At 71.5% G+C, this 12222-nt stretch carries 10 protein-coding genes; all 10 read right to left on the bottom strand.

What is annotated here, in order from left to right; translation table 11 throughout:
* Nucleotides 1-122 precede the first annotated feature (122 nt).
* The 10 genes from OG861_RS22845 to OG861_RS22800 all read right to left on the bottom strand — a co-directional run bounded on the left by OG861_RS22845 (nt 123) and on the right by OG861_RS22800 (nt 12211).
* Nucleotides 123-842 (bottom strand): YggS family pyridoxal phosphate-dependent enzyme, encoded by a 720-nt coding sequence (locus OG861_RS22845; protein ID WP_329194540.1) that lies wholly within the window; start codon nt 840-842, stop codon nt 123-125.
* A 3-nt stretch (nt 843-845) separates the two neighbouring features.
* Nucleotides 846-1577 carry a peptidoglycan editing factor PgeF gene (gene pgeF / locus OG861_RS22840; RefSeq protein ID WP_329194542.1) on the bottom strand — a complete coding sequence of 244 codons (732 nt, stop codon included), beginning with the start codon at nt 1575-1577 and terminating at the stop codon, nt 846-848.
* Entirely contained in the window at nt 1574-2779 is a 1206-nt protein-coding gene (ftsZ, locus tag OG861_RS22835; protein WP_329194544.1) for a cell division protein FtsZ, read from the bottom strand. Before ftsZ ends, pgeF begins: the two co-directional genes overlap by 4 nt.
* A gap of 279 nt (nt 2780-3058) precedes the next feature.
* Entirely contained in the window at nt 3059-3901 is an 843-nt protein-coding gene (locus OG861_RS22830; protein WP_443056486.1) for a cell division protein FtsQ/DivIB, read from the bottom strand.
* A gap of 15 nt (nt 3902-3916) precedes the next feature.
* On the bottom strand, nt 3917-5011 hold the full coding sequence (gene murG, locus OG861_RS22825; RefSeq protein ID WP_190182127.1) for an undecaprenyldiphospho-muramoylpentapeptide beta-N-acetylglucosaminyltransferase: 1095 nt from the start codon (nt 5009-5011) through the stop codon (nt 3917-3919).
* A gap of 6 nt (nt 5012-5017) precedes the next feature.
* Nucleotides 5018-6433: a putative lipid II flippase FtsW gene (gene ftsW / locus OG861_RS22820; protein ID WP_329194546.1), complete on the bottom strand. Its 1416-nt coding sequence runs from the start codon at nt 6431-6433 to the stop codon at nt 5018-5020.
* Between the two features lie 69 nt (nt 6434-6502).
* Complete coding sequence (gene murD, locus OG861_RS22815; RefSeq protein ID WP_329194548.1) at nt 6503-8038, bottom strand: UDP-N-acetylmuramoyl-L-alanine--D-glutamate ligase; 1536 nt, start codon at nt 8036-8038, stop codon at nt 6503-6505.
* A complete protein-coding gene (gene mraY / locus OG861_RS22810; RefSeq protein ID WP_329194551.1) occupies nt 8020-9090 on the bottom strand; it encodes a phospho-N-acetylmuramoyl-pentapeptide-transferase in 1071 nt (356 codons plus the stop codon). Before mraY ends, murD begins: the two co-directional genes overlap by 19 nt.
* A complete protein-coding gene (locus OG861_RS22805; RefSeq protein ID WP_329194553.1) occupies nt 9087-10505 on the bottom strand; it encodes a UDP-N-acetylmuramoyl-tripeptide--D-alanyl-D-alanine ligase in 1419 nt (472 codons plus the stop codon). Before OG861_RS22805 ends, mraY begins: the two co-directional genes overlap by 4 nt.
* Nucleotides 10502-12211, bottom strand: a complete 1710-nt coding sequence (locus OG861_RS22800) for a UDP-N-acetylmuramoyl-L-alanyl-D-glutamate--2,6-diaminopimelate ligase (protein WP_330261849.1) — start codon at nt 12209-12211, stop codon at nt 10502-10504. Before OG861_RS22800 ends, OG861_RS22805 begins: the two co-directional genes overlap by 4 nt.
* Nucleotides 12212-12222 lie beyond the last annotated feature (11 nt).

Genomic DNA, 12222 nt, shown 5'->3' with positions numbered 1-12222 from the left:
TGCCGCTGTGCCAGCGAAGGCTTCGTCGGTATTGTCACCAACTGCCCGCGATCCACGTGGCCTGTCCGCTCATCGGCGGAAATGACCATATTTTCTGCTGTGGTCCGACTTTCTTCGCGACGTTACCCGAGCCGGGGTCTCGCGCCGAGTACCGCAGTGCCGACGCGCACATGTGTCGCACCGGCCGCCACGGCCTGTTCCAAGTCCGCGCTCATTCCGGCCGACACCATCGTGGCAGCCGGATGGTCGGCGCGCAGGCCGGATGACAATTCCATCAGCCGCTCGAAGGCCGCCTGTTCGCGCCCCGCGTAGGAGCCCGCCAGCGGGGCCACGGTCATGAGACCGTCGAGCCGCAGTCCCGGTGCCGCGGCCACGAGGTCCGCCAGTTCCGGGAGCAGGTCGGGCGCCGCCCCTCCCCGCGCCCCCCGTTCGCCCGACTCGGCGTCGAGGGCGATCTGTACGAGGCAGCCGAGTTCGCGCCCCGTGTGCTGCGCCGCCGCGGACAGCGCCGTGACGAGCTTGGGCCGGTCGACCGACTGCACCACGTGCGCGTAACCCGCCACGGAACGGACTTTGTTCGTCTGCAACTGGCCGACGAAGTGCCAGTCCAGCGGCAGATCCGCGCAGGCCGCAGCCTTGGGGGCGGCGTCCTGGTCGCGATTTTCGGCCACATGACGGACACCCAGGTCCGCCAGCAGTCGTACGTCGCTCGCCGGATACGTCTTGGTGACCACGATCAGCGTCACCTCATCCCGCGCACGGCCGGCCGCGGCGCAGGCGGACGAGATCCGCCCCTCCACCCGCGCCAAGTTCTGCGCGAGTTCCGACTTACGGTCCATCATATTTCAGTCCAACCAGACATATCCGGCCAGCCGGCCGGTCACCCGGTCACGGCGGTACGAGAAGTGGTCCCGCGACTCCAGTGTGCAGACCGGGGACCGCCGGCTTTCGGCCACCCCCGCCTCGGCCAACTGCGCGTGCACCCCGGCGACCACGTCCACGGAGGGCGTTCCCCAACTGGTCTCGGCCCAGGCGGCCGGAACCACCTCCGCGACCGCCGCCCGCATCTCGGCGGGCACTTCGTAGCAGCGCCCGCAGACGGCCGGTCCGGTACGGGCGATCACGCGCGCGGGATCGGCGCCCAGGGCGGTCATCGCCTCGACGACGGCCGGCACCACGCCGGCGACCAGCCCGGGCCGCCCGGCGTGGGCCGCGCCCGCGATCTTGGCGACCGGGTCGGCCAGCAGGACCGGTACGCAGTCGGCGGTGAGCACCGCGAGGGCCAGTCCCCGGCGGCCGGTCACCAGCGCGTCCACCGCCGGGACCTCCCGGTCCGGGTCCCACGGTCCGTCGACCACCGCCACGTCCCGGCCGTGCACCTGGTTCATCCAGACCACCAGCCCGGGCGCGACGCCCAGGGATTCGGCGGCGCGCGTCCGGTTCGTGCGAACGGCGGCCGGGTCGTCTCCGACCGCGCCGCCGAGATTGAGCTCCTCGTACGGAACGGCGCTCACCCCGCCCCACCTGTCGGTGAAGGCGAAGTGCGCGCCGTTCTCGCTGTGGTGTGCCAGCGTCACTTCAAGAAGTCCGGTACGTCCAGTTCCTCGGCCGGGCTGTCCGCGTAGGGACGGGCCGTGGGGACCTGCGGTGCCGGGGCGGCCGCCTCCGCGGGGACCTCGACCGGGGCCGGGGGGTCCTCACGGGGGGTGACCGTGCCGAGTCCGCCGAAAGCCGGGCGGACCGGTTCGGGGGCGGCGCGGACCGGAGCCGGGGCCGACTCCTCGCGCTTGGTGGACGCGGCGCCGATGACGTTGTCCCGGCGGGCCGGGGGCTGTCCGCCGTCGAACCCGGCCGCGATGACGGTGACCCGCACCTCGTCGCCGAGCGCGTCGTCGATGACGGCACCGAAGATGATGTTGGCTTCGGGGTGCGCCGCTTCGCTGACCAGCTGCGCGGCCTCGTTGATCTCGAAGAGACCGAGGTCCGAGCCGCCGGAGATGGAGAGCAGGACGCCCCGGGCCCCGTCGATGGAGGCCTCCAGGAGCGGCGAGGAGATCGCCATCTCCGCCGCCGCCACCGCGCGGTCGTCGCCGCGGGCCGAGCCGATGCCCATCAGGGCCGAGCCCGCCTCGGACATCACGGACTTGACGTCCGCGAAGTCGAGGTTGATCAGGCCGGGGGTGGTGATCAGGTCGGTGATGCCCTGGACGCCCGAGAGCAGGACCTGGTCGGCCGACTTGAACGCGTCGAGGACGCTGACCTGGCGGTCCGAGATCGACAGCAGGCGGTCGTTGGGGATGACGATGAGGGTGTCGACCTCTTCGCGGAGTTCGGCGATGCCGTCCTCCGCCTGGTTCGCGCGGCGCCGGCCTTCGAAGGTGAACGGCCGCGTGACCACACCGATCGTCAGGGCGCCCAGCGAACGGGCGATGTTGGCGACGACGGGTGCGCCGCCCGTGCCGGTGCCGCCGCCCTCACCGGCGGTGACGAAGACCATGTCGGCCCCCTTGAGGACCTCCTCGATCTCCTCGCGGTGGTCCTCTGCCGCCTTGCGGCCGACGGCCGGGTTGGCGCCGGCGCCGAGGCCCCGGGTGAGTTCGCGGCCGACGTCGAGCTTGACGTCGGCGTCGCTCATCAACAGCGCCTGGGCGTCCGTGTTGATGGCGATGAACTCGACACCCTTGAGACCGACCTCGATCATTCGGTTGATGGCATTGACACCACCGCCGCCGACACCGATGACCTTGATGACTGCGAGGTAGTTCTGCGGTGCTGCCACGTCGAAGGCCTCTCGCCTCGATTACGTGTCGCCGCCTCGCGGGCCTGCGGTGCGACGACTGATGCCGAAATGTGGGACGGTCCGACCGCGCCGACCCGAACCCTAACCCTGAAGTTTAGGGTTAAGCGTGTGTCTGTTCCTTGGACTCTTCCGAACAGGACACTAAGTCGACAAGTAGCGCGTGTTCAACGAACACGCCGAACCTCCCGTTTTTCTTTTCACCCTATGTGATCACCCGTATCGCTGGCCAACCAGGGTGCGTCGCCGTTCGACCGGACGTCAACTCCCGGACACGGCAGGGGCGGTGGGGACGCTCACGTCGAAGTGCCCCGCGCCCGGCGCGGCTTTGAGCAGAGCGGTCAGCGCCCGCCCCTTCGCCTCGCCCAGTTCGCCGCTCCCCCACACGACCGTCCGGCCCCGTGTCAGCTGGAGCACGACCGAGTCGTAGGACTCCACCTTGACCTGCACGGCCTCCTTGGCGACGGCTTCGGGGAGGCCTCCCGCGATGCCCACCGCCTCGCGCAGCAGCCGTTCCGCGTCGAAGCGGCGGCCGCTCGGCGAGCGTTCCGCGGCCAGTTCGAGGACGGGGACACCGGCGGGTGCTTTCGCGACCGTGTCGAATCGCACACCCGAAGCGTCCACTTCGACGAACTTCGCGTCCTTCCTGATGAGCAGGACCGGTTTGCGTTCCGCCACTTTCAGACCGATTCCGTGCGGCCAGGCGCGCACCACGTCGACCGAATCGATACGGGGCAGCCGGCGGCGGAGCCGGCCCTCGATCTCGTCGCTGTCGATGCTCACCAGGGGTGCGCCGACGGGCACGGCCGCCGCCGCCAGCACCTGCTGCTCGCTGAGCACCTCGGTGCCGGTGGCGGTGACCTTCTCGACGCGGAGCCAGGAGGATCCGTAGAGCACCCAGGTGCCGCCGGCGGCCAGGAGCACCGCGGCGACGAGCGCGGCCAGGGCGAGGACCCGGCGCGATCTGATGCCGGGGCCCCGCGGGCCGGTGCGCTTCGACTGCTTCGGCCCGCCGGGCGGCTTGGGAGCGCCGGAGCCCCCGCCCTTGGGGCGGGGCCGGCCGGAGCCCGGATTGCCTCGCTGCGCGGTCGTCGCTCCGGCCACTGCGGTGCCTCCTGGTTAGCGGTTACTGCGTGCGGCGATCGCCTCGTAGACCAGGCCGACGAGCAGGTCGTCGGCGTCCCGGCGACCGAACTCGGCGGCGGCGCGGGACATCTCGTAGAGGCGGTGCGGATCGGACAGCACCGGAAGGACCTGTCCGAGCACCCACTCGGGGGACAGTTCCGCGTCGTCGACGAGCAGGCCACCGCCGGCCTTCACCACCGGCTGGGCGTTGAGCCGCTGCTCACCGTTGCCGATCGGCAGCGGTACGTAGGCGGCCGGGAGCCCGACGGCGGAGAGTTCGGCGACGGTCATCGCGCCCGCGCGGCACAGCATCATGTCGGCGGCGGCGTACGCGAGGTCCATCCGGTCCACGTACGGTACCGGGACATAGGGCGGCATCCCGGGCATGTTGTCGACACGCGGCAGTTCGTTCTTCGGGCCGACCGCGTGCAGGATCTGGATCCCCGAGCGCTGGAGGGTCGGAGCGACCGCCTGGATGGTCTCGTTGAGGCGGCGGGCGCCCTGCGAGCCGCCGGAGACCAGCAGGGTCGGCAGGTTGGGGTCCAGCCCGAACGCGGCGCGCGCCTCGGGGCGCACGGCGGCCCGGTCCAGGGTCGAGATCGAGCGGCGCAGCGGGATGCCCACGTAGCGGGCGCCGCGCAGCTTGCTGTCCGGGGTGGACACCGCGACGGCGTGCGCGTAGCGGGAGCCGATCTTGTTGGCCAGTCCCGGCCGGGCGTTGGCCTCGTGGACGATGATCGGCACCCCGAGGCGCTTGGCCGCGAGGTAGCCGGGCAGGGCCACGTAGCCGCCGAAGCCGACGACGCAGTCGGCCTTGGTGCGCTCCAGGATCTCCTCGGCCGCCTTGATCGTGCCGCGCAGCCGTCCGGGGACGGTGATCAGCTCGGGGGTGGGCTTGCGGGGCAGCGGTACGGCGGGGATCAGCCCCAGCTCGTAGCCGCGCTCGGGCACGAGGCGGGTTTCGAGTCCGCGTTCCGTGCCGAGGGCGGTGATGCCCACGGATGGGTCCTGCCTGCGCAGGGCGTCCGCGAGGGCGAGCGCCGGCTCGATGTGGCCGGCGGTCCCCCCACCGGCGAGTACGACATGCACCGAAATTCACCGCTCTCCGGACGGACGCCTTGTGACGCGCCGTCTCATCGACTTCCATCTCAGCCCGCTCCACGGCCGGCCGTTCTTCGGCTGCCGCATCGCGAGCGCCGCGCGCGCGGCCGGCTCCTCCCGCGCGAAGGCGATGAGCAGTCCGATCGCGAACATGGTCGGCAGCAGGGCTGACCCTCCGTAGGAGAACAGCGGGAGCGGGACCCCGGCGATCGGCAGCAGACCGAGCACCGCACCGATGTTGATCACGGCCTGCGCCGTGATCCATGTGGTCACGCCTCCCGCGGCATACCGTACGAAGGGGTCCTCCGTGCGTCCGGCCACGCGGATACCCGCATAGCCTAGAGCCGCGAACAGGGCGAGCACCGACAGCGTCCCCGCGAGACCCAGTTCCTCACCGGTGATGGCAAAGATGAAGTCCGTGTGCGCTTCGGGCAGTTGCCCCCATTTTTCCACACTGGCACCCAGACCGGAACCGAACCATCCACCGGACGCGAGAGCGTAGATCCCGTGGACGGCCTGCCAGCAAAGGTCGTTCTTGCCCGGTTCTGTCGCACCGATGCAGGCCAGCCGGTCCATCCGGTGCGGACTGGTCTTGATCAGCAGTACGACGATCACACCCGCGAAGGCCAGCACTCCCGCGAACATCCGCGTGGGCGCCCCGGCGAGCCACAGCAGCCCGAACAGGATCGCCCCGAGGATCACGGCGGTCCCCATGTCCCCGCCGAGCATGATGAGGCCCAGCAGCAGGAAGGTCACCGGCACGAGGGGCACCAGCAGGTGCTTCCACTGGCTCAGCAGCCCCTTCTCGCCCTTGCGCGCCAGCAGGTCGGCGCCCCACAGGATCAGCGCCAGCTTGCCGAACTCACTGGGCTGGAGCATGAACGGGCCGCCGAGGGAGATCCAGTTCTGGTTGCCGTTGATCGACACCCCTATCCCGGGAACCTGGACCAGGACCATCAGGAAGAGGGTTCCCGCGAGCACCGGATAGGAGAGCGCCCGGTGCAGTTTGACGGGCATCCGGGAGGCGACCAGCAGCAGGCCGGCGCCGATCAGGGCGGCCAGGAACTGCTTCTTGAAGAAGTAGGCGTCACCCAGGCCCAGCTGGAGCGCCTTGATCATGGAGGCGGAGTAGACCATCACCAGTCCGAGGACGGTGATGAGCAACGAGCTGCCGAAAATCAGGTAATACGCGGTGAGCGGGCGGTCCCAGGCCTTGCGCAACTGCCACTGCGTGCGCCGGAGCCCGGCGAGCGGCCCGCGCCCCGCAGGGCCGCCGGGGCGGGCCGCCGGGCGCTTGCGGCCCTGTGCCCGGACCGATTTCACGGAGGTGGCGGCCCGGACCGCCTTGACGGCCTTCACGGCCTTCGTGGCGGACGGCCGCCGCCCCGGCAGGACTTGTCTGGCCGGCATCTGTGATCTTCCCCTCCACTCGTACGGGGCGAGCAGCCGGTCGGGGAGGGACGCCTGCCCTGGTTCGACCTAGGCGCTCTCGGCGGCCAGTTCGCGTACCGCGTCGGCGAACGCGTCCCCACGCTCGTTGTAGTTCGCGAACATGTCCATCGAGGCGCAGGCAGGTGCCAGCAGGACCGTGTCGCCGCGCTCGGCGAACCGGGCCGCTTCCCGGACCGCTGCGAGCATCGCCCCAGTGTCGGTCCGGTCGAGGTCCACGACCGGGACCTGCGGGGCGTGTCGCGCCAGCGCCTGCGCGATCAGGGCACGGTCGGCACCCATCAGCACCACCGCGCGCAGCCGCTTCGCCGACTTCTGCACGAGTTCGTCGAAGGTCGCGCCCTTGGCGAGACCGCCGGCGATCCAGACGACGGGTTCGAACGCGGCGAGGGAGGCCTCCGCGGCGTGCGTGTTGGTGGCCTTGGAGTCGTCGACGTAGGTGACCCCCTCCACCTCCGCCACGCGCGCGACCCGGTGGGCGTCGGGGCGGAAGTCGCGCAGGCCGTCGCGGACGGCACGGGGCTTGACGCCGAAGGCGCGGGCCAGGGCGGCCGCGGCGAGCGCGTTGGCGATGTTGTGCGGGGCCGGCGGGTTGACGTCCCCGACCTCGGCGAGCTCCTGGGCGTTCTTCTGCCGGTTCTCGACGAAGGCGCGGTCCACGAGGATGCCGTCGACGACGCCGAGCATGGAGGGGCCGGGGGCGCCGAGGGTGAACCCGATGGCGCGGCAGCCCTCTTCGACGTCGGCCTTCTCGACCAGTTCCTCGGTGGCCCGGTCGGCGACGTTGTAGACGCAGGCAACGGTGTTGCCCTCGTAGATGCGGCCCTTGTCGGCGGCGTACGCCTCCATGGAGCCGTGCCAGTCGAGGTGGTCGGGGGCCAGGTTGAGCACGGCCGCCGAGTGGGCGCGCACCGAGGGCGCCCAGTGCAGCTGGTAGCTGGAGAGTTCGACGGCGAGCACGTCGTACTGCTCCTCGCCGGTCACCACGTCGATGATGGGGGTGCCGATGTTGCCGACGGCCGCCGTCCGCAGGCCCGCGGCCCGCAGGATCGAGGCGAGCATCTGCGTGGTGGTGGTCTTGCCGTTGGTACCGGTGATGGCGAGCCACGGGGCCGGGTCCGGCTGCGGTTCGCCCGTGCGGGCCGCGCGAAGTTCCCGGCCGGCCTCGCGCAGCCGCCAGGCGATCTCGACGTCGCCGACGACGTCGACGCCCGCCTCGGCGGCGGCCAGGAAGAGCGGGGACTGCGGCTGCCAGCCGGGCGAGGTGACGACCAGTTCCGTGCCCTCGGGCAGGACCTCCCCGGCCCGGGCCCCGTCGGGCAGGAGGCCGAGGCGGACCTCGACGCCGAGCTCCGCGAGTTCGGCCGCCTTCGCGCGGTGCGCGTCCCCGTCGCCGTTGTCGACGACGGTCACCGTCGCGCCGAGTCCGGCCAGCGCCCGGGCGGCGCTGATGCCGCTGATGCCGAGGCCGGCCACCGTGATCCGGCCCGGCAGACCGAAGCGGCCCAAGGCGTCGGGGCCGATCAGGCCGGCCAGGTCGGTGGTGCTCACTTGTCCGCTGCCCATCCCGCGTAGAAGAGTCCGAGGCCCACGATCACGCACATGCCCTGGATGATCCAGAAGCGGACCACCACAAGGACTTCGGACCACCCCTTGAGTTCGAAGTGGTGCTGGAGCGGGGCCATCCGAAAGACGCGCTTCCCGGTCATCTTGAAGGAGCCGACCTGGATGACGACCGACATCGTGATGAGGACGAAGAGGCCGCCGAGCAGGGCGATCAGGAACTCCGTGCGGGAGCAGATCGCCAGGCCGGCGAGCGCGCCGCCGAGCGCGAGCGAACCGGTGTCGCCCATGAAGATCTTGGCGGGCGAGGTGTTCCACCACAGGAAGCCGAAGCAGGCGCCCATCAGCGCGGAGGCGACGACCGCGAGGTCCAGCGGATCACGGACCTCGAAACAGGCCGCCGGGTTGGTCAGGTCCTGCGCGTTCACACAGGACTCCTGGTGCTGCCAGACACCGATGAAGGTGTACGCACCGAAGACCATCACCGCGGCGCCCGTGGCCAGGCCGTCCAGGCCGTCCGTCAGGTTCACGCCGTTGGACATGGCCAGGATCATGAACAGGGCCCACACCACGAACAGCACCGGGCCGATCGCCCAGCCGAAGTCCGTGACGAACGACAGCTTGGTGGAGGCCGGGGTCAGCCCGCGCGAGTCCTTGAACTGGAGCGCGAGCACCGCGAAGGCGATGCCGACGATCAGCTGGCCGGCCATCTTGGCCTTGGCCCGCAGGCCGAGCGAACGCCGCTTGACGATCTTGATGTAGTCGTCGAGGTAACCGACCAGGCCCATGCCCGCCATCAGGAACAGGACCAGCAGACCCGAGAAGCTCGGCTCTTCCCCGGTGATCACCTTCGTGAGGGCGTACGCGATGAGCGTGGCCAGGATGAAGGAGATGCCGCCCATGGTGGGCGTGCCCTTCTTCCCTGCGTGGCCGCGCGGGCCGTCGTCGCGGATGAACTGGCCGTAGCCCTTGCGGGCCAGCAGCTTGATCAGCAGCGGGGTACCGATGACGGTGAGGAACATGCCGATGACACCGGCGAACAGGATCTGCCTCATCGGTCGGAGGCCTCGCCTTCGAGCAGAGCCTGTGCGACCCGCTCCAGACCGGCCGACCTGGAAGCCTTCACCAGCACGACGTCCCCCGGGCGCAGTTCACTGCGCAACAGGTCGACCGCCGCCTGTGCGTCGGACACGAGCACCGACTCCTCACCCCACGAACCCTCGTTATATGCGCCCAGTTGCAACCAGGACGCTTCCCTGCCCCCGACTGCGACGAGCTTGCTCACGTTGAGCCGGACGGCAAGCCGTCCCACCGCATCGTGTTCGGCGAGCGCGTCGTCACCGAGCTCGGCCATGGGGCCGAGCACCGCCCACGTGCGGCCCCCGTTCGCCTGTGCGGCGGAGCCCATGGCAGCGAGCGCTCGCAGAGCGGCCCGCATGGACTCGGGGTTCGCGTTGTAGGCGTCGTTGACGATCGTGACGCCGTCCGCGCGCTCGGTGACCTCCATCCGCCACCGGGACAGGGTGCCCGCCCCGGAGAGCGCGGTGGCGATCTCCTCGGCGGACATGCCCAGGACATGGGCGACCGCGGCCGCGCCGAGCGCGTTCGACACGTGGTGCTCACCGTACAGCCGCAAGGTCACGTCACTGCACCCGGTGGGTGTGTGGAGTGTGAACGAAGGACACCCCTGGGGCGTCATGCGGACGTCGGTGGCCCGTACGTCGGCGTCCTCGGCCTCGCCGAAGAGCACCGTACGGGCCTTCGTCCGGGCGGACATGGCGCGTACCAGCAGGTCGTCGGCGTTCAGGACGGCGACGCCGCCCTCGGCCTCGGACGGCAGCGCCTCGACCAGCTCGCCCTTGGCCTGGGCGATGGCCTCGCGGCCGCCGAACTCGCCGATGTGGGCGGTGCCCACGTTCAGCACGAGACCGATGCGGGGCGGGGTGAGCCCCGTGAGGTAGCGGATGTGGCCGATGCCGCGGGCGCCCATCTCCAGCACCAGGTGCCGGGTCTCCTCGGTGGCGCGCAGCGTGGTGATCGGCAGGCCGATCTCGTTGTTGAGGTTGCCCGGCGTCCACACCGTCGGCGCGTGGTGCTGGAGGACCTGGGCGATGAGGTCCTTGGTGGAGGTCTTGCCGGCCGAGCCGGTCAGGGCCACCACGTCGGTGCCGATCCGGGCGACGACGGCGCCGGCCAGCGCCCCGAGCGCCGCGACGACGTCGGGGACGACGATGGCGGGCACCGCGACGGGCCGGGTGGCGAGGACGGCGCGGGCGCCCGCCTCGATGGCCGTGGCGGCGTAGTCGTGGCCGTCGACGCGCTCGCCGACGAAGGCGGCGAACAGGCTGCCGTCCTCCACCTGGCGGGAGTCGAACACGACGGGGCCGGTGACCAGGACGGACGGATCCGGTATGTCGTGGAGCTGCCCGCCGGTGATGTCGGCGATCTCGGCGAGGGAGAGGGGGATCACGGGGTCACCTCGGCCTGGTCGGCCTGCTGTTGGCGTTCGATGGCGGCGCGGAGCACCGCGCGGTCGTCGAAGGGACGGACGACGCCTGCGGTGTCCTGGCCCTGCTCGTGGCCCTTGCCGGCCACCAGGACGGTGTCACCGGGCCGGGCGCGCGCCACTGCGGCGGCGATGGCCGCGGCCCGGTCGGCGTCGACCAGGACGGCGCCGCGTTCGGCGGGCGGTACGGAGACGGCGCCTTCGAACATCGCGGCGAGGATGGCGAGGGGGTCCTCCGAGCGCGGGTTGTCGGAGGTCAGGATCGCGGTGTCGGCGAAGCGGGCGGCCGCGGCGCCCATCGGGGCGCGCTTGGTGGTGTCGCGGTCGCCGCCGCAGCCGAGGACGATGTGCAGCTTGCCCCGGGTGACCTCGCGCAGCGCCCGCAGCACCGATTCGACGGCGTCCGTCTTGTGCGCGTAGTCCACGACGGCCAGGAACGGCTGTCCCGCTTCGACCCGTTCCAGTCGGCCCGGTACCCCGGGGACGGCGGCGACGCCGTCGGCGGCGGTCTGCGGGTCGACGCCGGCGGCGGCGAGCGTGACGATCGCGGCGACGGTGTTGGCGACGTTGAACGGGCCGGGCAGCGGGGCGGTGGCCCGTACGCGCTGTCCGCCCGGGCCCAGCAGGGTGAGCGTGGAGTCGGCGGCGCCCAGGACCACGTCCTCGGCGCGCCAGTCGGCGGCGGGGTCGCCCGAGGCGGAGAAGGTGACGACCGGGATCGTCGCCTCCTTGGCCAGGCGGCGCCCGTACTCGTCGTCGGCGTTGACCACTGCCAGGCGGGCGCGGCGCTCGGTGAAGAGCTGCGCCTTGGCCTGGAAGTAGTCCTCCATGTCGGAGTGGAACTCCATGTGCTCGGGGCTCAGGTTGTTGAAGACGGCGACGTCGAAGACGCAGCCGTCGACCCGGCCGAGCACCAGCGCGTGGCTGGAGACCTCCATGGTCACGGCCTCGACCCCGCGTTCGCGCATGACGGCGAAGAGGGCCTGGAGGTCGGTGGCTTCGGGAGTGGTGCGCTCGGACTTGATGCGTTCGTCCCCGATGCGCATCTCCACGGTGCCGACCAGGCCCGTCGAGCGTCCGGCGCCGCGCAGGCCGCCCTCGATGAGGTAGGCGGTGGTGGTCTTGCCGGAGGTGCCGGTGATGCCGAGCTGGAGCAGGGCCTCGCCGGGCCGGCCGTAGATCTCGGCGGCGAGCTCGCCCATCCGGCCGCGCGGGTCGGCGACGGCGAGCACCGGCAGTCCCGTCGCGGCGGCGCGTTCGGCGCCCGCCGGGTCGGTCAGCACGGCGACGGCGCCGAGGCCGGCCGCCTGGGCGGCGAAGTCCGCCCCGTGCAGTTTGGCTCCGGGCAGGGCCGCGTACAGGTCACCGGGGCGCACGGCACGGGAGTCGTGCGTGATGCCGGTGATCCGCGTCTTCTCCACGGTCGGGGCGGCTCCTGATGCGCGCACGCCCAGCAGCTCCGCCAGCTCGCCCAGCGGGGTCGGGCGGGCGGAGACGGGCCGGGGTGCTCCCGGCGGCGCTGCCGGGGCGTCTTTCTGGGGCGTTCTGGGCTGATCAGCGTGGGACACGGCGGTGAGCGTACCGGGCGTGGCGGGCCCCTCGCGAAGCGAGGGCCCGGCCGCGGCGTCGGCGGGCGACTGGTTCCCGGGTTTCGGGGTGATCGTTGTCACTGATGGTGCCT

The sequence above is a fragment of the Streptomyces sp. NBC_00539 genome (genome assembly GCF_036346105.1).
Lineage (GTDB): Bacteria > Actinomycetota > Actinomycetes > Streptomycetales > Streptomycetaceae > Streptomyces.
The sequence above is the reverse complement of the archived record's forward strand: the minus strand, read 5'-3'. Positions and strand labels throughout refer to the sequence as shown.